This is a genomic window from Streptomyces sp. AP-93 (genome assembly GCF_022808175.1).
Taxonomy (GTDB): Bacteria; Actinomycetota; Actinomycetes; order Streptomycetales; family Streptomycetaceae; genus Streptomyces.
Window position 1 is genome coordinate 57,514 of record NZ_JALGBX010000028.1, and the last position, 25,462, is coordinate 82,975.

Sequence of the window (25,462 nt, forward strand, 5' to 3'; positions counted from 1 at the left end):
CTAGGCGCGTACGACGATTACGCGACCACGGCCGGCTGACCCGCGCGACCCGCGACCCCACCCGGTCTGGTGATCCGCTCCGAGCGGCACGGTACGGTCGCCTGTGCGGGCGGCGCTCCCGCACCCAGCAGACCGGCCGCGGTGAGCCCCAGCGCCGTGACCACCGTGGCCAGGCGCTTCAGCAGCGAGCTCTTTCGGCCTGGCCACTGATCGGGTGGCGGTGGCAGGGTTTCTAACGCACGAGGTTCCCGTGCCGTTGGGGGAGGTGTTCGAAGTCTCAACCCATCAGCGCAGGAGTACCGCCGACCGAAGTCATACGTCCGCAAGGTGGTGGCCGACGTCGAGCGGGTGTGACCGGGAGGCATGGGCGGCGATCGTCTTCGTGGCGACTTCGGGCTGCACGTGGCGGGAGCTGCAAAAGGGGACCTCTGACGGGACCGACTCCGACCGCCCGCGGCACGTCTGCATCGGATCTTCGACGGGTAGCACCGGGAGGAAGCTGTCCGCCCAAGGCTCACGAGGAGACGCTCAATGGGTACAACACCGCAAGGTCATCGCATAGTTCGGGATCCGGCGCCCTGGGAGGGGGACGACCAGGAGTGGTGGGACTGGTACATGACCCTCGCCGCCGATCCCGGGCCCGACCGCGTGGACCTCAAGCCAGGCCCGGAGCTCCACAACGCCGCCATGGCGTCCGAGCGCGAGGTGAGCGCCGCACTCGCCGAGCCGTACCCGCTCACGGACGACGCCGTCCGGTTCTTCCACCGCCACGGGTACGTCCGGCTGCCGGCCGTTCTCCCGCCAGCCGTGATCGCCGCGCTCGCCGCGCGGGCCCACCACGTGCTGGAAGCAGCCCACGGCCGTGACAACCCGGGGCGGTTCCTCGCCCTGGAACAGCTCTGGCTGACCGACCCGGTGCTGCGCGATGTCGCCCTGTCCCGCCGTCTCGGGGACATCGCGGCCCGGTTGCTCCGAGTCGAAGCGGTCCGGCTCTACCACGACAACACCCTGTCCAAGGAACCCGGCTGTGGCCGCACGCCCTGGCACCGTGACAGTGACCACTATCCCCTGGACTCCCCCTCGGTGGTGACCTCGTGGTTCCCCCTGCACGACATCCCGACGGAGATGGGCCCGCTGGCCTGCCTGCCACGGCAGCTGGCTCCGGCGGTACTCCACGCCCTGCCCGCTTCCCCGGAGGAGCGGTCGTACGACGAACACGTGGCTGGTGAGCTCCGCGCGGCGGGTGCGGTTCCCGACGCGAGCCCGTTCGCCCTGGGCGACGTTTCCTTCCACGCGGCGGACTGCTTTCACACCGCCGGGGCCAACCTCACCATGGTGTCGCGCCGGGTACTCTCCTCGACCTACTACGCCGACGGCACGCGGATCACCTCCCGGCCCACCATGCTGAGCGGCAGCTGGACGGACTTCGTCCCGGGCGTCGAACCGGGTGCCCCTGCCGCGTCGGCACTCAACCCCGTGGTCGGCCTCGGGGACCGGCCGCCATCGGCGTACTGACGGCTCGCCGGACCGAGGACTGGGTGGATGCCGCTCCGCCCGACCCCTTTCCGACACCGAACACCCTTCGGCTCAGGGCAGGTTGACGTGTGGACGAATGTCGAACGCCAGGTCGCGCGCCGCCAGCCCCAGGAGGGAGCGCCCAGGGGCGGAATCAAGCCCTTCCGGGGGCGCGGCGCTTGGACCGGCGAGCGGCCGGGCACCGATGCCCGCGTGCCCATCACAGACGAGACACATCGGTTCACCGCCCTGTCGGCACGGCTCACCGGCTTCGGCGGAGCGGCCTTGGAAGCCACCGGCTTGACCGACACGTACCGGGCGGTCGCCGTGGAACAACTCGGCGCCGGGCCGTACGCACGGCTGCTGCACGAGCTGCGGGAACCGGACGCTTCCATGGACGACGACCTGAGGGCGGCCGCCCGCGCCGTCACGTACCTCTGGTACACGGGCAGTTGGCCGGGCCGGCCGCCGCTCACGGTGTCTTCGCGCGCCTACGCCGAGGGACTGGTGTGGAAGGCGGCCGGCCTCAAGGCTCCCGCCACCGATCCCGAAGGGTACGGAAGCTGGGCCGAGACCCCCGACCGGTCCGGTCCGGGCGACGGGATCGGGGGGAGCGGCCGGTGACGAGGTACGACGTGATCGTCGTCGGCGCCGGTGTCGCGGGCTCGCTCGTCGCGCACCGGCTCGGCCGGCACGGCCGACGGGTCCTGGTCCTGGAGGCCGGGGTGGCGGGCCCCAACGCCCACGAACCGGCCGCCGGCCCGCTCAGCACGGATGCCGCCAAAGCGACGAGCTCCCCCTACCAGGCCCATCCGGCAGCTGCCTGGCCCGAGGTCACGGACCTCGTCGGCACGGACGGGACCCCCGGCTTCCGGGCGTACGGCCACCTGCGGCAGGACGGCCCGCTCCCGTACGCCAGCGGATACGTCCGCGTGAACGGCGGTACCGGCAACGCCTGGACCGGCCTCGCGCCGCGCATGCTCCCGGAGGACTTCGACACCGAGTCCTTCGGATACGGGCGACGATGGCCGCTCACCTATGACCAGCTGGAGCCGTACTACCGGGCGGCCGAGGAGGAGTTGGGGGTGGCAGCCGACGTCGACGCACAGCGCGAGCACGTCGGTCTGCCCTTTCCCGACGACTACGTGTTCCCCATGCGCCCGCTGCCCGCCGCACGCCTGGACCGTCTGGTCTCGGCCCGCCTCGACGGGGTCCGCGTCAAGGACCCCGTCGCCCTGCGCGAGGTCGAGCTGAGGGTGGTCGGCACACCGCACGCACGCAACGGCGTCCCGGACCCCCGGTACGACGGCGGCCGCGGCTACGTGCCGCGCGGACGGCACGGACGGCCGGCCCCGGACAGCCGGTGCGTGGGCAACGCGAGCTGCATCCCGCACTGCCCCTCGTACGCGAAGTACACCCCGCTCAAAACCCAGGGGCGCTGGAGCCCAACCGTCACGCTGCGGGACCGGTCCGTCGTGAGCCGCGTCCTCGTCGACGGCCGGGGGCACGCCACGGGCGTGGAGTACCTCTCGTACGACGGGAAGGTGTCCGTCGCGCACGCCGATGTCGTCGTGCTCGCCGCGCACGCCGTGGAGAACGCCCGACTGCTGCTCCTCTCCGGGCTCGCCGACGCCAACGGCCAGGTCGGCCGCAATCTGATGGACCATCCGGTCCTGCTGACCTGGGGCCTGTTACCCGAGGACACCGGGGCGTATCGCGGCCCCGGCTCGGTCTCCGGCTTCGAGGGCTTCCGCACCGGCGCCGCGCGCCGGCTGCGGGCGCCGTTCCGCGTCGAACTCGGGACGTGGGGCTGGGTCTGGGCAAAAGGGCCCGTCGACACCGACGTGCACCACTTCATCACCGACCGGGGCCTTTTCGGAGCGGAGTTGCGGCGGGCGGTCGGCGACCGGATCCGCCGCCAGTTCACCTTCCAGTTCGAGATGGAACAGAGCGCCGATCCGGCGAACCGGATCACCCTCCACCCACACGAGCGCGACGCGCTGGGCCTGCCCCTCCCCCTCGTCACGTACGACCTCGACGAGCACGTGAAGAAGGGGATGGCGGCGGCCCGGGCGGTCTCGGAGCAGATCTTCGCGCAGCTCGGTGCCGAGGACCACACGGACTACGCGCCGGTGGCGGCCTGGCCGGGCCGCTTCGAGTACCACGGCCGCACTTATGGCTACCGCGGCGCAGGCCACGCCGCCGGCACCCACATCATGGGCGACTCCCGCACCACATCGGTGGTGGACGTCTGGCAGCGCTGCTGGGACCATCCGGGCCTGTACGCGGTCGGCTGCGGCAGCATGCCTTCGGTGGCCACCTCCAACCCGACGCTGACGATGGCCGCGCTCGCCCTGCGCAGTGCCGAGCGGATCGAGGCGGACCTGGCGGCCCGCGACCGCCCGGTGTCCCTGGAATCACCTCCGGCGTCCCTGGGTTCGCCCCCGGCATCCCCCGCCACCAGCATGACATCACCGCTTCAAGGAGGCTCTGCATGACCGCACACCTGCCTTTGCCGCCCGTTCCCGAACCCTTCCGACTCCCCTTCCATTACGGGGCGTTGCACCAAATCGGCGTCGACTGGCTGGTGGACCCCGAGCCGGTCCGCAAACTGCTCGCCGAGCACCACCCGGATCTGACCGCGGCCACGTTCGAGGACGGACGGGCACTGGTCTCGCTCAACTACCAGCTCTACTTCGCGCAGTACACGTTCGGCGGCGGCGTCACCCAGGAGATCGAGCTCAACGTCATCGCCTTCCCGACGGCTTCGGACGGCCGTCTGCCGCGCCTGAGCTACGCCCAGTACGCGCAGGGCTGGGACCAGACGAAGCTGCTCGGCATCGCCCGCGTCCACGTCGTGTGCGACAACCCGTTCGCGATCAGGGCCGGGCGCGAGCTCTACGCGGAACCCAAGTACCCCGGCTGGTTCGAGGTCGGCCTTCCGTCCCTCAACGGACCTGAGGGCGAGACCTGGACCGTACGGTGCATGGCGGCCGCGATCGGCCCGGACGACACCTTGGAGAAGGACCGGCGCCCGCTGCTCGACCTCACGGCGGAACTGGGCGGCCTCACCGCCGTCGCCGCCAACTCCGCTCCGGTCACCGGCTACGGCACCGACCACGAGGGGCGCCTCCTCGCCGGCCCCATGAACGTCTACCAGCCGTACCGCTGGTACGACCTGGCAGCCCCAGAACACTCCGATCGCACGCGTCTTGCGTTCCACTCCCCGGACGGCGGCCTCGGCCGCGACATCCGCGATCTCCTGGGCGACGGTCCGCCGGCCGTCGGCGCCTGGACGTTCCAGTCTCCCCCGGTGGCCGCCCACAACCGCCCGTACTACCTGCCGACGGGTCCGCGCCTCTGACGACCTGGGGGGGGAATTCGCGCGGACCCGGCCCGCGAGGGTGAGCGCGGCGAGTTCCGGGCTCATCATCGGGACGGAGTCGAGACGGCCTTCCGCCGTGGCCCTGAGTGCCGTGCTGAGGCTGCCGTGCACTGCAATGTCGGGATACAGGACTGCTGGATCGGGGGGTACGGCCACGGGACCCGATTGTGCCCGACCCGTGTATGAACAAACGCGCCGGTGCAGGCCGACCGAAATGGCGGAGACCGGGCTTGGCGACTTGCGGCAACGCCCAGGCCAACAACGGCGGAGCACCGCATCCTTGCAGCGGTAGGCGTCACGGAAGAGATGCTGTCGAAACCGCAGCGCGCTCAGTCACACCTTGGGCGTGGTGGCCGTGATGCGGGCCGCTCGGCTATCCGGCGATGGCGAGGTTGCACATCCGCGCGATGGCGAGCACGGCGCGGTGGACACCGTCGCCCGACGCCGCCCCCAAACGTCTCCTGCTCAACGCAGCGTAACCAGCACCGAACCAGCACGGGAGTCAGCACCGCCTACCCGAAAGAGCTCTCACTCTGCAATTCCGACAGGGCCTCACGACCCCGTTCCGGAGGGGTTTCGGGGCAGGCGTTCAGGTCATGTGGTGTGCGGGCACACCAGTCGTGGCCCGATGGTGATGGCGGGCCACATATGCGGTTGACCTGGGGACTTCTACGTCGTGGCCACACCCGACGTCCCCGCAGGCACCCTGGAAGTGGTGCACATCGAAGCGGGTCGCTCCTCCTTCGTCCCGACACCGCAAGCACACCTCCGCCAAGGACATGGGCAAGACCATCTCCCTCACGCTCAGTCAGCTGATGGCGCGCGACGAAGGCTGCCGGCTGGGAACTGGTCCTCGCGCAGACGGCCCCCTGTGCCATGCGACGGGCCCCCGCCCCTGCAAGGCTGGCCGAGATCCGGTTTGCAGGCCCGGACGGGGTCGTCGCCGTATGTACGGAGGAGGAGTCGTGGCACCTCTCGCTCGGATCCCGCTGGAAGGCGGCGGGTACGTCCTGGTCGAGGCTCCAGACACGGCCGAGGGGCCAGTGAGGGCCAGCCGTATCGGCGACGCCATCCATGACCTCCCGGAAACGCTGCAGGAGGCGCTCGGTCCGGTCACGGAGGCAGCGCGTGTGGCCCTCGAGCAGCTACGCGAAGCCCGCCCCGACGACATCACCATCCAGTTCGGCGTCGACCTCTCGGTCGCAGCCGGGGCCGTGATCGCCAAGACCGGTGCAGGCTGCCATCTGACGGTGACCATGGCGTGGAAGGGCAGCGATGCCGGCCGTTCTCGGACTGCGTCCGAACGACCGGAGTGACCCCCGGGCGCGGCCGAGCGGGTCCTGTGCGTTCCCGCGTACGGCGCGCACCGATCCGAATGACGTCCGGACGGGGTCCGGATGGCTACTCTGCGTGCATGCCGAATGCTCCGACGCAGTTGAGGCTGCGAGAGATTCCGGGCTGGGCGGTGGGGCTGTGTCTGTCCGGACTCGCTGCCGGTCTCTGCATGATCATCTGGTACACGGTGGATCCGCCGTTCCTTGACAAGCCCTCAGGGAACGGAGAAGTGCTCCTGCAGTTCGCAGCGACGGCCGAAGAGGCCCGCGCCATCGTGAACGGCGTCGAAGGCGGGGACGGCAGCAAGCTGTTCCAGGACGGCCTCGTTCTCGACTGGCGCATGTTCATTCCCGGCTACGCGGTGGCCCTGGCCGGGGCCTTCGGGCTCGGGCACCTCTTCCTCTACCGGGAGTCCACCCGGCTGTGGGCCCGGCGCGCCCTCGCCCTCACCCCCGTGCCGGTGGTTGCGGACTGCGTGGAGAACCTCTTCCTCTGGAGGGCTCTGAACCGGCTCGCCGCCGACCCGGTACCGGACCTGATGCGTGCGGCCTATTTCGCCCAGGTCAAATGGGCGCTCGTCGTCCCGCTGGTGGCAGCGGCCATTCTGATCGTCGTCACCCTCTACTGCCGGCGCGTTCTGGACCCCTCCTTCGTGCGGAGTGCGCGGGAGGACCGCCCTCGTCCCGTCGTGGCCCGCGCCCATAGACTCGCGGACGGCACAGAGAGCCAGTGGAGCGACCCGGACGTGATCCTCCCGCCCGCCGCACCCCACGACTGGGAGCCCCGGCCCGAGTGGACCGCCCCCGACCCGGCGCGACCACACCCGGCCGAGGCACAGAACACGAAGGACAGCGCGGTGACCCGCTGGCGCACCCGCGCGTACCAGCCGCCCGGTCGCCAACCCGGGGAGCTCGGCTTCTGCGTCTCCGGCGGCGGCATCCGGTCGGCCTCGGTCACCCTGGGTGCGTTGCAGGCGCTGCGCGGGCAACTGCTCGAGGCGACGTATCTGGTGTCGGTGTCCGGCGGCGGGTACACCGCCGGGGCCTTCCAACTGGCCCTGACCGATGCCCGGCTCCGGGCCCCGGACGGGAGCCCTTCGGTGCGGCCCGGTCTCGCGACACCCGCGGATGTGTTCGCGCCGGGCAGCCCGGAGGAGGATCACATCCGCCGGCACGCGAAGTACCTGGCGGACGCGCCCAAGGAGAAGCTGAACGCCGCGGGGGCGGTGCTGCGGGGGATGGCCGTCTCCTTCGGAATGCTGGCGCTGGTCTTCGCCGTGGCCGGACAGTTCCTGCACCAGTTCTACTCGCACGTTCCGCTGACCGAGCTCCGCCCGCTCGCGGCGGAAGCGAAGGTGTTCGACTCGTCCCTTGACCTGTACCCGAACGCCTGGCGCCCCGTCCTCGCCCTGTTCGGCCTGGCCGGCCTGGTGTCCGTCGCGTACGCCTTCGCGCGGGCCGGGAGCGACGAGTCCCGCCCGGCATGGCTGCGCAGCACCGTGAACACGCTCACCGGCCTCGCGCTGGCCGTCGCCGCGTACTCGGTCGTCATTCCTTCGGTGATCTGGTTCTTCGCCTCGCTGGCCCACAAGGCCGGCAAGGGGGGCTACTGGGACGACAGCGGGGCGGGAGTGGCCTTGCTCGGCGCGATCACCGCGGCGGCGACCGCCGCGGGCACGTGGTTCACCGCGGTCCACAAAACAGTGAAGAGGCTGAAGCCGGACGGCGAACAGGCAGGTCCGTTCGCCAGGGGCGGCACGTCCCTGGTCACACAGGTCGGCGGCAGCTGGGTGAAGGCCGTGGTGTGCTGGCTGGTGCTGCTCCTGGTCGCGTTCTTCGGCCTCGCCCTCATGTCCTGGGCCGCCGTCTACGCGGGCAGCTGGCACCCGGGCTGGAAGTGGGGGGTGCCCATCGCCCTGATCGCGCTGACGCTCGTGATCGACCAGACCACGTTCAGCCTGCACCCCTTCTACCGTCAGCGGTTGGCCGGTGCCTTCGCCGTGCGCCGCGCGGTGTTGAAGGACGGCTCGGTCGGCGCCCTGCCGTACGACTACAACTTCGAGCCGACCCCGCTGAACCCTTACGCACAGCGGGTGGAGGGCTTCCCTCAGGTCATCTTCGCCGCCTCCGCGGCCGTCTCACTGCGCAACCGCACCGCGCCCGGCCGCCCCGCCGTCCCCTTCACCTTCGCCTCCGACTACTGCGGCGGACCCGACACGGGCTGGGTCCGCACCGGCACTCTGCAGAAGACGGCCCCGGCGCTGATCGGGCGCGACCTGACCGTACAGTCCGCCGTCGCCGTGTCCGGAGCGGCCTTCGCCTCCGCGATGGGCTCCCAGACGATGTTCATGGAGCGGCTGCTCGCGCTGTCCAACGTGCGGCTCGGCACCTGGGTGCCCAACCCCCTGTACCTCGCGGAACTGGCGACGTACGGGCCCAACCGGATCATGCCGCGGCTGCCGCGGGTACGGCGGCTGCGGTACCAACTCCAGGAGCTGGTGGGCCGGTACTCGGACACCACTCCCCTGCTGCTGTGCACCGACGGCGGGCACTTCGACAATCTCGGTCTGGTCGAGATGCTCCGGCTCCGCTGCCGGACCATCTATGTCATCGACGCCTCGGGGGACTCGCCGCCGCTGGCGACCACCCTCGCGCAGGCGATCACACTCGCCTACGAGGACCTCGGGGTGACGATCACCTTCGATGACGAGGGGCAGAATCTGCTGAACCTGGTTCCCGGCAGCGCGAAACCGCTCGCGCCCGAAGTGCCGATGGCCTCCCTGAACGGCCGGTTCTCCGCCACCTGCGTGGTGCGCGGCACGATCGAGTACCCGGAACGGGTCCAGTTCTCGCCCGACACACCGGCGAGCGCGTTGGGGACGATCATCTACGTGAAGGCCAGTCTGACCCCCGACATGCCGTACGAGCTGCTCAGTTACGCCCTCCGGGAGAAGGCTTTCCCCCGCCAGGCCACCTTCGACCAGTGGTTCGACCACGCCCAGTTCGACGCCTACCGGGCGCTCGGACACCACCTCGGCACCAAGGCCGCGGAGGTAGGCCGCGCTCACGCAGCGAGGGGCGGTGTCAAGCGCCGCGGGTCCGGAGGCGCTCGGCGGTAGCGGCTGGAGTCGCACCGTGCCGTCCCCACCGCCTCCAGTTCCGGGTCGTCACCCTTCCCCGTGCCAGTACTCGTCGTGGGTGCGGTGGGCCTCGGTCAGGCCGTCGCGGAAGTACCGCTCGTAGTAGGCGTTCTCTAGGTGATGGGCCTGCAGCCACACGCCCGGTACGTGGATCGTCTCGCAGTGGGCGGGAAACCGCCCGTGAGTCTCGTAGATGTACGTGCAGATGTCCCGCGTACACGCGATGACGTCGTCGGAGTAGTCGCTGGCCTCGTGCAGGTACTGCCTGCCGAAGTCCCCCCGGTAGATGCGCGCGAACAACCCCTCGTCGGAGTAGATGCCCGCCGGCCCGAACTTCCCCGCCACGACGGCGTCGACCGCCTCGCCCATGGTGCCGTAGTTGGGCGGACACATCGCCTTGATGAGATGTTCACCGTTGTGCCGCAGGCCTACGGCGGTCGCCCTCAGGTCTGCGTAGCGCGGAAGCGGCACCTGCCAGCGCAGGAGGTCCGCCGGTCTCCACCGCGGGATGGTCCAGTCGAAATCGAGCATGGGACCGTAGGCGGGACGGAACTTCGGGTCGCCCAGCATGATCGACGGGGCGATCGAGGCGTGGATCCAGGCTCCGAGACCCATGGCGTCGGCGGTGAGCATGAGGTTCTGGAGCAGCAGGTCGGCCTCGATCTGCGTCCGCATGGCCCAGATGAAGCCCAGGGGCAGCTTGATGTCTTCGTTCAGGAACCCCGACTTCACCCACTTGCGCACGCCCGCCGAGCGGTAGAGGTTCCGGTCGTCGACGATCGCCGGCCGTGCCCCCTCGGGCTGGGTCAGCAGGTACATCAGCCCGTTGATGTATTGCCGTGACAGGTCCACCACGGGGAAGAGGAGGGTGGTGCCCGGGAGGTTCGACAGGAACCGGTTCGAGTCGAGGTAGGCGGGGAAGTCCCGCCCTCCTTCCGGTACGTCGATGCGGTGGTCGAGGAGCCGCACCTTCGCCTCGGCGGCGCGCGAGCAGAGGGTCTCCGCGTCGAACGCCGCCGCCCCGCCGTCGGATGCGGGGGGCACGTTGCGCAGGAAGTAGGTGCCGGTGTCGTTGATCAGGAAGAAGTGCGTGCCTTGGGCGTTGTCGGGGCTGCCCGCGGTCCGGCCGGCCATGTTGAGGTTCGGCTTGGCCATGATGGGCTTCCCGTCGCGGGGGTCGGCGAAAGGACGGTCCGGCATGGTGAGGCCGGAGCAGCCCGTGATGGCGATGAGGACGGCCTCTTCGAGCTCTGTCAGCGGGGCTCGTGGTGCGGTGGAGGCCCAGCTCATCGATCCGGCCTCGACCGAGCTGCCGCGGCTGACCCGGTGGGTGCGGCGACGCCAGATCGACGTGAGCAGCGGGCGGTTCACGAGGGCCTCGAACCCGGCATGGCTGTGGGTGTTCATCGGGTCGTTCATCCTGCTGTCCCTTCACGGCGCGACCGGGCGGACACGGACGCCGTCAGCCGCGCAAGCGTGCCTCGATGGTCTCGACGAGGCCTGCGATGACTCCGTCGGGCGAGGGGCTGTAGTGGGGGACGGCCCATCGCGTGATCCGGGCGTCGATGAGGGAGGGCCGGCCGGAGGCGAGCGCTTCACGGAACGCCTTCTCGAACTCCTCCAGCGTCTCGACGCGGTAGCCGTCGGCGCCGCACGCCTTCGCGTACGCGGCGAAGTCGGGGTTCTGGAACTCGACGAGCCCCGTCTCCCCGTAAGTGACGAGCTGGAACAGTTTGATCAGCTTGAATTCCTGGTCGTCGAAGACGATCCAGATGACGGGGATGTCGTTCTCGACGGCGGTCATCAGCTCGAAACCGGACAACGAGTAGCACCCGTCGCCGCACCCGACGACGACGGTCCGTTCCGGGTGCGCGACCTTCATTCCGATGGCGCCGTTGACATGGCCGGCCATCGGCCCGAAGGAGCCGACTTTGCGGAAGTTCTGCCCCTCCTCCAGCTCGACGTAGTAGCCGAGCCAGGCAAGGTGTGCTCCCGCGTCGGCGAGCAGAACACCTCGTGGGGGCAGCATCCTGCCGATCGCCTGGGCGAGCTCCCCCGGGTGGATCTTTCCGGTCAGGTGCGTGATGTGACGGGCTTCGTAGTCGCGGCCGTCGACGTCGACCGCCGGGACGTCGCCGACCCGTTCGTCCAGCGCCTCGTGGAGGGCGGCCAGCCCGAGGCGCGCGTCGGAGAGCAGCGCGTAGTCGGGCCGGTAGGCCTTGTGGAACTCGGTCTCGGAGATGTTCACATGGATGAGCACCTTGTTCTCGAAGAGGTCTTCGCGGTAGTTGAACGTAGCGTGTTGATTCAGGGAGTTGCCGACGCACAGCACGACATCGGCCTCGCGAAACGCCTTCCACGCGCTGGAGTGTCCGCTGTCCGCGAAGACGCCCACCGAGAGCGGGTGACCCTCGGAGACGATGCCCTTGCCGTCCAGCGTGGTGAGCAGGGGAATCTGGAAGCGTTCGATGAAGCGCCGGACCTCCGCTCCCGCTCCGCTGCGGATCGCGCCGAACCCCACGAGCGCCACGATGCGCTTGCGCCGTGTGAGGGCGTCGTCCAGCACCGAGGCGATCTCCGCCACGCGGGCCCGATCCGGGACGACCGGGGCCACGTCGAGCCGGATGTGCCGGAAGTTCGTCACCTCGACGCCACGGTGGGTGAGGTCCTCGGGAACGTGGATGTGCACCGGCCCGGGCCTTCCTTCGAAGGCGATGTTGACGGCTTCCTCGAGCACGTCGCACGTGTCGGCGGCGTCGGCGAGCAGGAAGGACTTCTTCGTCGTGGCGGCGAACATCGCCCGGGAATCGGGTGTCCGGTTCAGGCCCGAGGTTTCGTTGAGGGAGCCCCATCCCTGCCATTCCCTGGAGGCGTATCCCGAGACTGCCAGGACGGGGTAGGAGTCGGACATCGCGACAGCCATACCGGAGAACAGGTTGAACGCACCGGGACCTGCCGTTGCGAAACAGAAGCCCAATTCGTTCGTGTACATCGCGTGGCCGCACGCCATGAAGGACGCGGCCTGCTCATGCCGCGTGATGACCGGCCGGATCTGCTGCGAATGCTTCAGCGCCAGCATCAGGCCGGCGGCGTTCTCTCCGGCACCGCCGAAAGCGGCCCGGACTCCGATGTCTTCCAGGCCCTTGACTATGGCTTCGTAAACCCTCATCGCCGTTCCCTCGTCCACTCCCCCGCATGTGTTGTCTGCGAGTGCGGTGTCGACACGGCACGGAACCAGTCTGCCAGTACTCGACGCATCCCGCTCCCGCACATGAAGTGGACCGTACGAGTGACAGGGCCGGCCTCACCGTCCACAGCGCGCGCAGCACTCGTACGGCGGTCATCTACCGGGGCGGGAGGCGGATGCCACCCGTCTGCGTTGTTCCGCGCGACGCGGCCGCATCACTGAGTCAGGGTTGCCGTGTGTAACCCAGGTGCCCGCGGACCCAGTCCCGGGCAGCCGTGCAGCGTCACCTCGTCGTCCGTCGGCCTTGCGTCCGGAGAGCGGGGTGCGCCTTGGCGAAGAGGCACACATGGCCGAGACCAGGCAGTACGAGCACTACGTGGGCGGCAACCCCGAGGCGGAACGGCTCGTCTTCGAGCGGCTCGCCCGCGAGCTCATGCGGGTCCAGCTCAAGTCCATGAAGCGTAGTGGCGCCTCCGGCCTCGCGCGGACGTTCCACGCCAAGGCCGTTCTCGGCGCGGAGAACGCGCGTCTGGCCTTCGTCGGCGACCTGCCCCCCGACCTGCGGACCGGCTTCGCCCAACCGGGTGCCGAGTACCCCGTCACCGTGCGGCTCTCCAATGCGAACGGCGCCCGCCAGCCCGACCACGCCCCCGATCTGCGCGGAGCGGCTTTGCGCATCGCGGCAGGAGCCGACGAAGCGCACGACCTGCTGATGACGAGCCATCCGGTCTCGCACGCGCGCAACGCGCTCGAGTTCGTCGAATTCGCGAAGGCCATGGCGGGCGCCGACTCGACGCTCCGGAAGGCCGTCGCGCTGTTCGTCACCCTGCCGCTCGCGGTCGGATGGTCCACGGCCGCGCGCATGCGCCGCAACGTGCGTGCGGGTACCAGCCGCCCGGTGAGCAGCCTGGCGCTGGAGACGTACTGGAGCCGCGGCGCCATCCTGTGGGGTGACGCGGGGCCGGTGCGCTATCAGCTGAGCCCCGCGGACGACGCTCCGTCGGCCCCCGCGCCCTCCGGCACCGACCCCGATTTCCTGCAGCACGAACTCGGACGGCGGCTGAAGGAGGCGGATGTCGTCTTCGAGTTGTACGTCCAGCGCTACGTGGATGCCCACCGGACGCCCATCGAGGACGGCGCGGCCGAGTGGAAGGAGGGGGACACGCCTCTCGTGCGGGTGGCAACGCTGACCATCCCGCGCCATGACATCTGCTCCGCCGAGGCTCGCACCGCAGCAGCACGGGTTGACGAGCTCGCCTTCAACCCGTGGAACACGACGGAGGATTTCCGGCCCCTCGGAAACCTCAACCGGGCGCGCAAGGTCGCCTACGAAGCCAGCAGCGCCCACCGACTGGGCCACCGGTTCGCCAACGTCGAGCCGCGGCGCAACGCCGTACTGGGAGTCCCCTTGCGCGCCGCCTTCCGCGGCCTCAACCGATGCGTCCCCTGGCACCGGCTGCCCACGAGCCTCGGTCTGCTGAACCTCCTGGCCTTCCGGCAGAAGCTGCGCCAGGACAACCTGGTCGACACCGAGCTCCGCGAGGCTCCGCCCAGAGCCCAGCCCGTACCCGATCCCATCGACGAGGACATGCGGCTCGCGCGGAGCTACGACGGCACCTACAACGACCTGTCCGCACCGAGGATGGGGGCTGTCGGGTCCGCCTTCGGCCGCAACCTCGCGCCCGTCTATCAACCAGAACTGTTCGACGTACCGAACCCGGTCACCGTCAGTCGCGAGCTGCTGCACCGCGACGTCTTCATTCCGGCACGCTCCCTCAACGTCCTGGCCGCCGCCTGGATCCAGTTCCAGGTGCACGACTGGGTCAACCACAAGCGCTACCCCACCGGCACGAAGACCGTCGAGGTGCCGCTCCCTCCCGGTGTCACGTGGAGGAACACTCCGGGCGGACGTCCCGAGGACGTCATGCGCTTCGCCGAGAACGAGGGGCTGTACCCGGCCGACGGCAAGGGTCCGCCGACGCTGTTCGCCAACGCGGCGTCTCACTGGTGGGACGGTTCCGAAATCTACGGCGGCAACGAGGACACCGGAAGGTCGCTGCGCGAGCCGGGGGGCGGTGCCGCGCTGCGCCTGGAGGACGGCCACCTGCCGGCCGGGCCGGACGGCCTCCCGCTCACCGGGTTCGCGGAGAGCTGGTGGTACGGCCTCAGCGCCATGCAGACCCTCTTCGCCCGCGAGCACAATGCCGTGTGCGAAGCACTGCGGCAGGAGTACCCGACCTTGAGCGAGGACCGTGTCTACCACACGGCGCGACTGGTCGTCTCGGCTCTCATCGCGAAGATCCACACCGTGGAATGGACTCCGGCGATCCTCGCCACCGAAGTGATCGACGTCGGCCTGAAGACCAACTGGCAGGGACCGCCGAAGAAGTGGCTCGAACAACTGGGACTGTGGCTCTTCGAGGCGCACTCACTGACCGGCATCCCCGAGACCCTCCCGGACCACCACGCCGCTCCGTACTCGCTCACCGAGGACTTCGTCACCGTCTACCGCATGCACCCGCTGCTCCCCGACGACTTCGAGATCGTGGACCACCGGCTCGGCCGGCGCTTGGACACCCTCGGCTTCAACGACGTGCAGGGCCCCGCCGCGGAAGCGCTCATCCGCAAGACCGGTCTGGCCAACTCGCTGTACTCACTCGGCATCGCCCATCCCGGCGCGATCACGCTGAACAACTACCCGCACGCCCTGAGGTCGTTCGAGCGGGAGGGCGAGGTCATCGACCTGTCCGTGGTCGATTTGGTACGCGCACGGCGTCGCGGTGTACCGCGCTACAACGACTTCCGGGCCGGTCTGCACAAGCCGCGCGTGCGGCGGTTCGAGGACGTGTCCGGCGACGCGGAGACCGTCGCACGCTTGAAGGAGGTCTACCGCGATGTCGATCACATCGACACCATGGTCGGTCTCTTCGCCGAGAACCCGCCGCACGGCTTCGGCTTCAGCGACACCGCCTTCCGAATCTTCATCCTGATGGCGACCCGCCGCCTGCAGAGCGATCGCTTCCTCACGGTCGACTACAGGCCCGAGGTGTACACCCCTTTGGGCATCGACTGGATCGAGCGCAATGGCATGAGCAGTGTGGTGGTGCGGCACTGCCCCGAGTTGGCGGGCCTCCTGCCACGCACGGCCAGCGCGTTCGCGCCCTGGCGCCTGGCCACGGCCACGGGAACCGGAGGCGGACGCGGACGCGGCTGAGGGGACCACTCGTTCGGGCCGCCCGCGTGGGCGGCCCGAACGAACCGCCGTGCGTGTCAGATGGTGAACGGCTTCTGCTTGAGGAAGCCCGCCGACGGGCTGCCCGTCGTGTAGAAGTTCGGGCTCTGGTTGGCGGGCATCCGCTTCTGGATGTCGCGGTGGAAGGTGCGGTAGTCGCCCAGGAAGGCTCCCTTCCCCCAGACCTTGAGAAGGTTCGCGGTGAACAGTCCGTTGACGTCTCCGTCGGACGCCACCTGGTTGTCCTGGCAGGCGGCGATGAGTACGGCGCCGGGCTCCGGGCGGCCGCCGTCGCCGTCCTTGAGCTCGCGCTGGAGGCCCTCGTAGAACGGCCGGTCCCGGGCGAAGATCTCCTGCTGCTTGAGCAGCGGCATCAGCCGGGACGCCGCCTCCACCTGGCCCGGGTCACGGGTCTGGAACTGCGACTCCAGCGCCTCCGGGGTGAGCAGCCCCTGGAGGGACTCGATGGCGCTGCCGCTGTGGCAGCAGTCCAGCAGGACGAAGATCCTGACCCCCTCCTCGAACCGCCGGAACTCCCGGTACAGCTCGTCGTCGAGGAACTGGCGGTCGAAGAAGACCAGCGTCTCGTCCAGCCGGTCGGGCTCGTCGTCCGATCCGACGACGTTGTCCATCTGGCCGCCGTGGCCCGAGTAGGTGAAGAGCAGGATGTCCCCGCTCTTGAGCCGTCCGGCCGCCTTGCGCAGTTCCCCGGTGATGTTCTCCACCGTGCCGTCATTGGTCAGGATCACGGTGTCGCCGAACCCGCCGGCGCGGGCCACCGACGCCATGTCGTGGGCGTCGTTCTCGCAGGCCAGGAGCTTGCCGTCCCAGCCGTCGTACGCCGCGGGATCGACCTTGTTCAGACCGACGTGGATGGACAGACCAGTGGGCACGGGTACTCCTCGGGGCGGGGCGGGCGAAGGGGGGGTCGACAGCATGGGTTCCGCGGCGGCCGCCGCCTGAACCGGGGTGCTGGGGACGCCGCCCGATCGGGCCTGTCGGGGGGAGCCGGCGGGAGGGCCGCTGTTCGGGTGGCCCGTCGCACCGCACCGTAAATGATCACTTCAGCGCGGTATTGCTATCTCATGAACGTAATGAGCACGCCATCGGACCGGGCTGCGGGCGCCGAGGCACGGCCGGGCTCCCTCGCCGATCGCACCGGCTACGACGAGTCCTTCCTCGGAGACGTCGTCCCGCTCCCCCTCCCGGCCTCGAACGGGATCGAGACCGTGGTCCTCCCCTACACCCACTTCACCGTCGTCCTGCGCCCCGACCGCAGGCTGGCCGCCTCCACCGCCGTCTGCATCGACGGCGAGCGGCTCGTGGAGGACGTACCGCGGGACGACAACTGGGGGTTCGACCCCCGCGTACCCGAGGCCCAGCAGTCCGGCAACGACATCTACCGCGACAACTCCCTGGACCGGGGGCACCTGGTCCGCCGCCTGGACCCGGTCTGGGGTGCCGTGGCCGAGGCCAACCGCGCCAACACCGACACCTTCTTCTTCACCAACGCGGCCCCGCAGCAGGACTCCTTCAACCAGGGCAAGGAGCTGTGGCAGGGGCTGGAGAACCATCTGCTGGACCACGCGGCCCGGTTCGACCGCAAGCTGTCCGTCTTCACCGGTCCCGTACTGCACGACTCCGACCCGCCCTACCGGGGCATCCAGGTGCCGCTGCGGTTCTGGAAGGTGGCCGCCTTCGTGCACAACGGCGGACTGGCCTCGACGGGGTACATCCTCGACCAGAGCCCGGACCTCACCCGGGACCACGAGCGGGCGATGGCGGGCGCCAAGCCCGGCGATCCGCCACCGCTCGGTCCGTTCCGCACGTTCCAGGTGCCCGTCACCGACATCGTCGAGCTCACCGGCCTCGACTTCGGGCCGCTGCCCACCGTCGACCTCATGCCCGTCACCCGCGCACCCGCGGAGCGCTGGAAGCGACTGCAGAGCTACGACGACGTGGTCCTGGACAGCTGAGATGGACGACGCCACCGTCGTCTACGTCCACGGAAACGGGAACAAGGTCCGCAAGGAACTGCTCAAGTCCCGGTGGGACAGGGCACTGTTCGGCACGGACATAGGCGCGGCATCGCGGATGGCCTGCTGGGCGCCGGTCCGGTACGGCACCCCCCTGCCCGACGACGAGCCCGACCCGCTGTCCGGCGGCCCGCCGAGCGTCCGGGAACTCCCGGACCCGACGGTGCCGCGGACTCCGGAGGAGTTCATCGAGCAGACGCTCCGCGAAGCGCGCCGGAAGGCGGGTCCGGCGCGCGGGAGACGGTCGGCACAGGCCGGGGAGGAGCAACTGGCCCACTGGCTGGCGAAGATGACGTACTCGGCCGAGACCCTCGGCCGTGCCGAGGACGCGACGCCCGCACCGGCGACGGCACCGGCTTCACCGGACCTGGCCGAGGCGCTGCCGCTCCCCCTCTTCATGCGCGCACCCGTCTTCGAGCTGCTCGTGAAGCTCACCTTCGAGGACGTGTACGCGTACTTCTTCGGCGGCGTCGGCGAGGAGATGCGCGATGTCGTCCGCGGCGAGCTGGCCGACGTGCCCCCCGGGCCGCTCGCCCTGGTGGGGCACAGTCTCGGCTCGGTCATCGCGTACGAGGTGCTCCGCGAGGAGCGACGGGATGTCACCCTGTTCGTCAGCCTGGGATCTCCGCTCGGCATCACCGAGGTCCAGGACCGGCTCGCGCTCCCGGCGGCGGTCCCGGCGGGTGTGGCGGCCTGGTCCAACGTCTCGGACCTGCGGGACCTGGTGGCGCTCGACCACTGGCTGCGGCCCGAGTACGGTCCGGCCGGCCTCGTCACCGACCATCTGGTCAGGAACGACAGCGGCAACCACCACGGCATCACCGAGTACCTTCGGAGCGCGCCCGTCCAGCAGAAGCTGCGTACGCTCTTCGGCCGCGTTGCGAGTCACCCGGCCGAGTGAAACCATGGCAGGTATCAGGCAATCCGGCTTTCCGCGCCGCTACGGCGGATGTGCAGGTGCGGTATGTCTCCCAAGGATACCGAGTGGGGACTCGTCACCGAAATGGTGCGGGACCACTTCTTCGTTGCCGGCGAACCCCGGCCCAAGCTGATCCAGTTCGGATTCTCACCCGAGTTCGTGAGCAGAATCCCACTGAATTACGTCGCCGCAGATAATTCCGTCGCCCTGGTCGAGGCCGTGCGGAACAGCGACATCGGAACCCAGCTCCAACTCCTCAGCACGCTCGTGCGGCTCGACTCGCTCACCTCCCTCCCGGCCGGGGAGGAGGCCCTGCGCCTCAAGAGCGAGCTGGAGGAGGCCGTGCGGCTGCACATCTCACCGCAGGACTTCTTCCTCAGCAGCGTGCTCAGCAACGGCGCCGAGGTGTTCATCGACCGGGCGGATTTCAGGAAGCGGCTCCGCGAATTCTTCGAGAATCCCGACAAGACCGTTCTGGTGGTGGACGGGGAGCCGGACAGTGGGCGCTCCTACAGCTACAAACTGATCCGGCACATAGGCGAGCACTGCGATTTCCGCCCGGTGCGGGTGACGCTGAACCGGACCTCGACCGCCGAGCAGGTGGTCCAGCGGCTCATCGAGTGCGTCACGGATCCGAGCCCGGTTCCGCCGACGCCCCCGGACACGGCCCTCCCGCCCCTCCCGCCCCTCCCGCCATTGAAATCGACACAATTGAACGATCCACTACCCGAGATCGACGCCGCGCTGCACCGCATCGTCAGCCAGGCCACCACCACGGGCCGGCCGTACTGGCTGGTACTGGACGACTGCGACAAGCTCGACGTCAATTCCGACGTCTGGGACTGCATCGGGAAGCTGGCTCTGACCCTCCACAAGCAGAGGCCGGCACCGCCCGACGTTCCGCCCCGGCTGGTACTGCTCGGATACTCGCCGACGATGCGCCAGCTCCCGTACGAGATACGCAAAAACGAGGTCAGGGACACCGCCCGGATGTTCGGCCCGGAGGATCTGAGCCAGTTCTTCCGGCAGTTCTTCACCGAGGCTTCGGCTCTCCCGGACGTCCAGCGGGTCTCCGCCCTCGTGGAAACGGCCGTTCCCGCCGTGCTGCAGGCCTGTGAGGCCTCCGGCCCGGACGGCTACATGCGCAAGATCTGCACGGCGACAGCGGCGTCGGTCCGTATCTACGGCGCGCTCGCCCCCGGCGAGGACTTCGGCGCGCGCCTGAGCGACCAGCTGAGCGCCGCCGTGGCCTCCCCGGGCCTCGCGGACGTGTCGGACCTGCGCAAGGCCTACCGGGAAGCGGCGTCCCTGCTGAGCCGGTTCGACCCCGCACGGCTGAAGCTGCCCGGCGAGAAGGAGCCCTCCGGGGCGGCCGGGGTGGAGCTGCTGCGCGACTGCCGGGCCGTCGGCGCGCGCAACACCTTCACCTGGGCCCTCAAGGCCGAGGTCCGCGACACGGCACTGGGCGGCTTCGCCGGTCCGGAAGGGGCCCGGCGCGCCCTGCTCGCCAACCTGGAGCAGATCCCGCCCGGCCCGGGCCCGGAACGCATCGCGCTGGCCTACCTCGACGGCACGCCCCCGGACCTCGCCCACCAGAGGCTGGACGAGCTGCCGCACACGCTGCAGGCGGTGTTGTGGCTCGCGCAGATCCCGGGCATCACCGGCATCCCCGACAGCGCCGAGGTCCAGCACCTGCTCGACCGGGCGCGGCTGATGCAGCCCCTCGAACGCCTCGGGCACACCTCCTTCCAGGGGCGCGGCGAGGAACTGGCCCGACTGCGCGCCTACATCGGACTGCCCACGCCGCTCCAGGACGATTTCACCCGGGCGGTCGGCACCGGCACGAAGCGGCCGGTACTGGTCCACGGGCCGAGCGGCGTCGGCAAGAGCACCCTGCTCGCTACGTTCCTCCGGGACAGCCTGCGCGACTTCCCCACCGCGTTCCCCTTCGCTTACGTCGACTTCGAACGGCCCACGCTCTCGGCCCACGAACCGGCCACCCTGATCGCGGAGATGGCCCGGCAGCTCAGCGTCCAGTACCCCGCACACCACGCCGATTTCGACGCCCTGGCGCATGCGTGCGAGGAGACCGTCGGCCTCCACCGGGCCGAGGAGGGCACGGTCGACGAGCTCTACGAGCTCGCCACCACCCGGGCGACGATGGCGCGGCTCTCCCAGTCGGGGGTGCACGCCCTGGCCTCGGCACGCGAGGGCATGCTGGCGGCGCAGCTCGCGACACTCGTCGTCCAGGCCGTGGGGGTGCCCGCGGCGGAGCAGCCGCCGCTGGTGCTCGTGATCGACTCCTTCGAGGAGGCCCAGTACAGCGGTTCCCCGGAGCTCGGCCGCATGTGGGGCCTCTGGTCCGCGCTCCAGAAGGTGCACCCGCGGCTGCGGACCGTCGTCGCGGGGCGGCTGCTGAAGCACCATCCGGCCCGACTGGTGGAGCCCCTGACCATCGAGCTGACCGAACTCGGCCCGGAGGCCTCCGTGGCCCTCCTGGTCTCCTGCGGGGTGAGCGACGAACGCCTGGCCGAGAAGCTCGCCGACCGCGTGGGAGGCAATCCCCTGAGCCTGGAGCTGGCCGCGCGGGCGGCCGAGCAGGAAGGCGGAGGCGACGGCGACGGCGACCGGGTCGAATCGCTGAACGAACTGATCGAGAGCCTGCCCCGGCGGCGCCACCACTTCTACCGCAAGGTCGACCAGATGCTCATCCAGGGGACCCTCTACGAGCGGATCCTGCGGCGCATCCGGGACCATGACGTCCGCGCTCTGGCGCAGGCCGGCATGGCACTGCGGAGCATCACCCCCGGACTGATCCGGGAAGTCCTCGCCGGTCCCTGTGGACTGACCGTGGACTCCGACCCGGAGGCGGAGCGCCTCTTCGAGCTGTTCTCCCGGCTCGACCTGGTGGAATCCGCCGGCCCGGGGACCGTACGCCACCGGGCCGACCTGCGCGCCATCATGCTCCGGCTGGCCGACCGCGCCCGTGCGGACCTGATGCGGGCGGTCGCGCAGCGCGCCGTCGCGTACTACGCGGTACGCGAAGGCCTGGAGTCGCGGGCCGAGGAGATCTACCACCGGCTCCGGTTGAACGAGAGCCCGCGCGAGGTGGAGCTGCGCTGGCTGCCCGGCATCGAGCGGTTCCTCGTCGGGGCCGACCAGGACATGGCGGGGCGGTCCGCCGCCTACCTCGCCGGGCGCTTCGGCGGCCACACCCCGGACGAGGTGATGGCGGAGGCGCAACAGGAGGACTGGGAGCGCATCGCCGCCGGAGAGGTCGAGAACCTGCTGTCGCAGGGGTACACCGAAGCGGCCGCCGCCCGGATCGAGGGGCGGCGCCCGTGGACCTCGGGCAGCCCGCTGCACCCGCTGTGGGTCGAGACCCTGGACCGCCTGGGCCGTCGCACCGAAGCCCGGGCGGCCGCCGACGCGGCCATCGAGCGCGCCGATGAGGACGGCTTCCCCGCACTGCAGCTGGAGCTGCTCCTCCTCTCGGCGCGGCTGGCCGAGGCGGACGGCGACCTCGCCGAGGCCGACGACGACCTGACCGAGGCCGAGGAGATCGCCACGGGCCTGGGCAAGGACTTCGAGGCGCTGGGCGCCCTGCTGACCCGTGCTCAGCTGGCGTCCCGCACCGAGGAACGCCGGCAGGAGGCCGGGAGCAGGCTGGCCGAGCGACTGCGGCGGCTGCCCGACGCGGAGCTGGTCCGGCGGCCGGCCCTGGTGCGTGCCGCGGCCGCCGAGGTCTCGCGCGACCACCCGCGGATCCTGGAGCACGCCCTGGACGTCGTGGGCCTGCCCGAGACCGAGGACGCGGTCCTGGACATACTCGGCGAAGCGAGCGTCCGGGTGATGGCCGAGCGACCCGAGCTGCGGGCCCCGCTGCTCCGCCTTCTGGAGGAGTCCGCCGGCTCGCCCGACCGTTCCGCTGCCGCCGTCCGGTCCGCGATCGGGGTCACCCGCCAGGAGGTGCAGGGGATGCTGCGTGAGGCGCGCCGACTCGGGACGCTCGACCGGCTCGCCAGGCGCCTCCTGACCCTCGACCGGAACGGCGAGCTCACCGCGGCCGTGGCGGCGGCGATGAGCGCCGGGGCAGTCACCCCCGGCGCCGTCACCCCCGGCCCGGCCGAGGCGGCCACCTCCGCGGAGAGCCCCGAAGAAGGGAACGGCCACCGAGCGGCCTGATCGACCATGAGCGACACGTACATCTCCCAGGACGACGTCGTGCAGCTGAAGGACACGGCGGTGGAGGCAGGATTGGCGGACCCGGCCCTGCGGAGTCTGCTGTTCGCGGGAATCCTCCCGAAGTACCGTGCCTCTCTGCCGATCCTCGCGGCGCCCGGCCCACAGATCCAATCGGACCTCAACGAGATGAACCGGGTGGAGCGGCTGATCAACGGCACCGTTCCGCTGGCCATCTGGCTCCGCAACGCCGCCGACCAGCTCACCGACGCCGCCGCCCGCGACGTGGTCCTCAAGGCACTGGACCGGGTGGCGCGCGACGCGGCCGGCGAGCCCGACGTCCCCATCGGGGAGATCAAGCAAGAGATCATCTTCCGGGACGACACGGTGCCCTTCGACTTCCTGGCCGGCGGAGCGCGGGCGGGCGAATCGGTCGCCCGCATCAAGGTGCTGCCGTACGAGGGGGGCGCCCTGCTCAAGCCGGTGGCACTGCCCCACAGCGGCACGGGCTGGCTCATCGCCCCCGACCTCCTCGTCACCAACCACCACGTGGTCAACGCCCGCAAGCGCACCGACGGCCATCAGCAGGTGGCGGACCCGTCGGACCTCCTGCTCCAGGCCCAGGGATCACGCTCCCGGTTCGACTACCTGAGCGAGGACGACACGGACGCCGAGGAGACACAGGCGAGCGAACTCCTGGCCTGGGACGAGGACCTGGACTACGCCGTACTACGCCTGAGCGGCGCCCCGCCCCTGCCCCTGGCCGATGCCCCGCCCCTGCGCGTGGCCGATGCTCCGCCCCGCCCCTTCCTCCGCGTCGCCACCGCACCGCTGGAGGTGGCCAAGGACACGCCGGTGGCACTCAACATCATTCAACACCCGGGTGGGGAGCCGAAGCGGATCGCGCTGCGCAACAACCTCGCGTTCGAGGCGGACGACACCGACGTGCGCTACTTCACCGACACCCGGGGCGGCTCCTCCGGCTCGCCCGTGCTGACCGACGATTGGACGGTGGTGGCCCTGCACCGCGGCACGCGGCGCGTGACGGAAGGGGTCATCTTCCAGGGCAAGACCACGGCCTTCGTGAACGTAGGCACGCAACTGAGTGCCATCATGCGGCACCTGCGGGAGCACAACCCGCAGATCCACGACGAGATCGCTGCGGCCCAGTCGCGCTGACGCGACGGGCACGATCACAGGAGGTGTGAGATGCGCGGTGGATCACCGGTGGCGACCGGGCCCGAGCAGGTCTTCCGAGAGGATCTGCTGGAGGTCGCCGCACGCGTACGCAAGGGGCTGCACGCTGAGATCCCCGAGTCCACCGAGGAGCTTCCCCGGGAGGAAGAGGCGGCAGCGCAGATCGGCCGCGCCGCCCGGGAGGAGCGGGCCCGGGTGCTGGAGGCCGGGGTGCGCGGGCTGGAGAAGCTGGCGGCGGGCCGCAGGGGCGACGTCGACGCGGACGAGTCCTTCGGCGTGGAGGCGATCATCCTGCTCGAAGGCCGCCCGGCGATCCTGGTCCAGGGCCAGGACTTCGCCTCGCAGCCGGGCGACTGGGCCCTGCTGGACGGGCAGCGGCCGGGCATCCGGGCATCGATCGAGCGGGTCGGCCGGGTGGAGGTCTCCGGCCACGCGGACCTGGACTGGCTGGGCACGGGCTTCCTGGTCTCACCGTTCGCCGTGATGACCAACCGCCATGTCGCGGCCGAGTTCAGCCGTGCGGACGGCGACGGCGGGTTCACCTTCCGCCAGGGCATGGGAGCGCGCATCGACACCGCCGAGGAACTCGGCGCGCCCGCCACCGACGGATCGTTCGAGTTCAAAGTCACCGAGGTCATCGGCATCCACCGGGACGTCGACATGGCACTGCTCCGGGTGTCCCCGGCAGCGGGCAGCGGCGGGCCCCTGCCGACGCCGCTACCGGTCGCTGCCGACGCTCCGCCGGACCTGGAAGGCCGGCCCGTGTACGTGGTCGGCTACCCGGCGGCGGACGGCCGCCGCAACGAACCGGAGGCCATGAGCCGCATCTTCATGGACATCTACAACGTGAAGCGGCTCCAGCCGGGCACGGCGACGGCGCTGGTCCCGGACGGGCCCGGGTTCACCATGACGCACGACTGCTCCACGCTCGGCGGCAACAGCGGCTCCCCCGTCTTCGACCTGGCCGACCACCGGGTCCTCGGCCTCCACTTCGGCGGCCGGTTCAGGTCGGGCAACTTCGCCGTGCCGCTGTTCCAGCTGACGGACGACCCGCTGCTGGAGCGGGCGGAAGTCAACTGGGTGTAGGACGGTGCCGCACATGAATGCCGGGGGTCCGCGTTCAGTTCCCGGTGATCGGTTCGCCGTCGAACGCGCCGCCTATACAAGTCCACAGGCCGGTACCGGAGTCGTACTCCACCTTCCCCACTTTGTCGGCCTCGCACTCCGCTCCGGTGACCGTCGGTACGGCAGCCGACGCGACGGGGACTGCGGCGCCGAGAACGGCCAGGACGAGTGCGGCGGTGAATCCGAGAATGCGCCTACGCATGGGAGCTC

The 25,462-nt window shown here is 70.2% G+C and carries 16 protein-coding genes and 1 pseudogene; 13 read left to right on the forward strand and 4 right to left on the reverse strand.

All coding sequences use genetic code 11. The features are described from left to right. Positions 1 to 296: 296 nt before the first annotated feature. The 7 genes and pseudogenes from MTF69_RS35115 to MTF69_RS35145 form a co-directional block, all read left to right on the forward strand. Positions 297 to 424, forward strand: a pseudogene (locus MTF69_RS35115) (IS5/IS1182 family transposase); the annotation flags it as partial. Between the two features lie 107 nt (positions 425 to 531). Beyond that, positions 532 to 1,515, forward strand: coding sequence for a phytanoyl-CoA dioxygenase family protein (locus MTF69_RS35120; RefSeq protein ID WP_243340428.1), 984 nt, complete (start codon positions 532 to 534; stop codon positions 1,513 to 1,515). Between the two features lie 213 nt (positions 1,516 to 1,728). Then, complete coding sequence (locus tag MTF69_RS35125) at positions 1,729 to 2,139, forward strand: hypothetical protein (protein ID WP_243340429.1); 411 nt, start codon at positions 1,729 to 1,731, stop codon at positions 2,137 to 2,139. Next, the gene (locus tag MTF69_RS35130; protein ID WP_243340430.1) at positions 2,136 to 4,013 is read left to right on the forward strand and encodes a GMC family oxidoreductase; all 1,878 of its coding nucleotides are present in this window, start codon (positions 2,136 to 2,138) and stop codon (positions 4,011 to 4,013) included. The genes MTF69_RS35125 and MTF69_RS35130 overlap by 4 nt, the downstream gene beginning before the upstream one ends. Further along, positions 4,010 to 4,879: a hypothetical protein gene (locus MTF69_RS35135; protein WP_243340431.1), complete on the forward strand. Its 870-nt coding sequence runs from the start codon at positions 4,010 to 4,012 to the stop codon at positions 4,877 to 4,879. The genes MTF69_RS35130 and MTF69_RS35135 overlap by 4 nt, the downstream gene beginning before the upstream one ends. Before the next feature lie 986 nt (positions 4,880 to 5,865). Continuing rightward, on the forward strand, positions 5,866 to 6,216 hold the full coding sequence (locus MTF69_RS35140; protein WP_243340432.1) for a CU044_2847 family protein: 351 nt from the start codon (positions 5,866 to 5,868) through the stop codon (positions 6,214 to 6,216). 98 nt (positions 6,217 to 6,314) lie between these two features. Further along, positions 6,315 to 9,353 carry a hypothetical protein gene (locus MTF69_RS35145; protein ID WP_243340433.1) on the forward strand — a complete coding sequence of 1,013 codons (3,039 nt, stop codon included), beginning with the start codon at positions 6,315 to 6,317 and terminating at the stop codon, positions 9,351 to 9,353. Between the two features lie 48 nt (positions 9,354 to 9,401). Here the strand turns inward: MTF69_RS35145 and MTF69_RS35150 are convergent, their stop codons facing one another. Further along, complete coding sequence (locus MTF69_RS35150; RefSeq protein ID WP_243340434.1) at positions 9,402 to 10,793, reverse strand: hypothetical protein; 1,392 nt, start codon at positions 10,791 to 10,793, stop codon at positions 9,402 to 9,404. Between the two features lie 43 nt (positions 10,794 to 10,836). Then, positions 10,837 to 12,543, reverse strand: coding sequence for a thiamine pyrophosphate-binding protein (locus MTF69_RS35155; protein ID WP_243340435.1), 1,707 nt, complete (start codon positions 12,541 to 12,543; stop codon positions 10,837 to 10,839). Positions 12,544 to 12,907: 364 nt separating this feature from the next. Here MTF69_RS35155 and MTF69_RS35160 point away from each other — a divergent pair, with 364 nt between their 5' ends. Continuing rightward, positions 12,908 to 15,775 carry a peroxidase family protein gene (locus tag MTF69_RS35160; RefSeq protein WP_243340436.1) on the forward strand — a complete coding sequence of 956 codons (2,868 nt, stop codon included), beginning with the start codon at positions 12,908 to 12,910 and terminating at the stop codon, positions 15,773 to 15,775. 56 nt (positions 15,776 to 15,831) lie between these two features. Here MTF69_RS35160 and MTF69_RS35165 read toward each other — a convergent pair whose 3' ends face one another. Beyond that, positions 15,832 to 16,686 (reverse strand): caspase family protein, encoded by an 855-nt coding sequence (locus MTF69_RS35165; RefSeq protein ID WP_243340437.1) that lies wholly within the window; start codon positions 16,684 to 16,686, stop codon positions 15,832 to 15,834. Between the two features lie 201 nt (positions 16,687 to 16,887). On the opposite strand from MTF69_RS35165, the gene MTF69_RS35170 reads away from it, so the two are divergent. The 5 genes from MTF69_RS35170 to MTF69_RS35190 all read left to right on the forward strand — a co-directional run bounded on the left by MTF69_RS35170 (position 16,888) and on the right by MTF69_RS35190 (position 25,213). Beyond that, on the forward strand, positions 16,888 to 17,769 hold the full coding sequence (locus MTF69_RS35170; RefSeq protein WP_243340438.1) for a DNA/RNA non-specific endonuclease: 882 nt from the start codon (positions 16,888 to 16,890) through the stop codon (positions 17,767 to 17,769). 1 nt (position 17,770) lies between these two features. Next, a complete protein-coding gene (locus MTF69_RS35175) occupies positions 17,771 to 18,730 on the forward strand; it encodes a hypothetical protein (RefSeq protein WP_243340439.1) in 960 nt (319 codons plus the stop codon). A gap of 63 nt (positions 18,731 to 18,793) precedes the next feature. Next, positions 18,794 to 22,933, forward strand: coding sequence for an ATP-binding protein (locus MTF69_RS35180; protein WP_243340440.1), 4,140 nt, complete (start codon positions 18,794 to 18,796; stop codon positions 22,931 to 22,933). A 6-nt stretch (positions 22,934 to 22,939) separates the two neighbouring features. After that, positions 22,940 to 24,109, forward strand: coding sequence for a trypsin-like peptidase domain-containing protein (locus MTF69_RS35185; protein ID WP_243340441.1), 1,170 nt, complete (start codon positions 22,940 to 22,942; stop codon positions 24,107 to 24,109). Between the two features lie 30 nt (positions 24,110 to 24,139). Further along, the gene (locus MTF69_RS35190) at positions 24,140 to 25,213 is read left to right on the forward strand and encodes a serine protease (RefSeq protein WP_243340442.1); all 1,074 of its coding nucleotides are present in this window, start codon (positions 24,140 to 24,142) and stop codon (positions 25,211 to 25,213) included. A 34-nt stretch (positions 25,214 to 25,247) separates the two neighbouring features. Here MTF69_RS35190 and MTF69_RS35195 read toward each other — a convergent pair whose 3' ends face one another. Then, positions 25,248 to 25,454 carry a hypothetical protein gene (locus MTF69_RS35195; RefSeq protein ID WP_243340443.1) on the reverse strand — a complete coding sequence of 69 codons (207 nt, stop codon included), beginning with the start codon at positions 25,452 to 25,454 and terminating at the stop codon, positions 25,248 to 25,250. Positions 25,455 to 25,462: the final 8 nt, after the last annotated feature.

What these genes read in the sequence shown, in the direction of transcription:
- MTF69_RS35190 (WP_243340442.1), top strand. Translation starts at nt 24,140, where the DNA reads ATGCGCGGTGGATCACCGGTGGCGACCGGGCCCGAGCAGGTCTTCCGA.
- MTF69_RS35155 (WP_243340435.1), bottom strand. Translation starts at nt 12,543, where the DNA reads ATGAGGGTTTACGAAGCCATAGTCAAGGGCCTGGAAGACATCGGAGTC.
- MTF69_RS35195 (WP_243340443.1), bottom strand. Translation starts at nt 25,454, where the DNA reads ATGCGTAGGCGCATTCTCGGATTCACCGCCGCACTCGTCCTGGCCGTT.
- MTF69_RS35170 (WP_243340438.1), top strand. Translation starts at nt 16,888, where the DNA reads ATGAGCACGCCATCGGACCGGGCTGCGGGCGCCGAGGCACGGCCGGGC.
- MTF69_RS35120 (WP_243340428.1), top strand. Translation starts at nt 532, where the DNA reads ATGGGTACAACACCGCAAGGTCATCGCATAGTTCGGGATCCGGCGCCC.
- MTF69_RS35135 (WP_243340431.1), top strand. Translation starts at nt 4,010, where the DNA reads ATGACCGCACACCTGCCTTTGCCGCCCGTTCCCGAACCCTTCCGACTC.
- MTF69_RS35185 (WP_243340441.1), top strand. Translation starts at nt 22,940, where the DNA reads ATGAGCGACACGTACATCTCCCAGGACGACGTCGTGCAGCTGAAGGAC.
- MTF69_RS35145 (WP_243340433.1), top strand. Translation starts at nt 6,315, where the DNA reads ATGCCGAATGCTCCGACGCAGTTGAGGCTGCGAGAGATTCCGGGCTGG.
- MTF69_RS35160 (WP_243340436.1), top strand. Translation starts at nt 12,908, where the DNA reads ATGGCCGAGACCAGGCAGTACGAGCACTACGTGGGCGGCAACCCCGAG.
- MTF69_RS35175 (WP_243340439.1), top strand. Translation starts at nt 17,771, where the DNA reads ATGGACGACGCCACCGTCGTCTACGTCCACGGAAACGGGAACAAGGTC.
- MTF69_RS35180 (WP_243340440.1), top strand. Translation starts at nt 18,794, where the DNA reads ATGTCTCCCAAGGATACCGAGTGGGGACTCGTCACCGAAATGGTGCGG.
- MTF69_RS35150 (WP_243340434.1), bottom strand. Translation starts at nt 10,793, where the DNA reads ATGAACGACCCGATGAACACCCACAGCCATGCCGGGTTCGAGGCCCTC.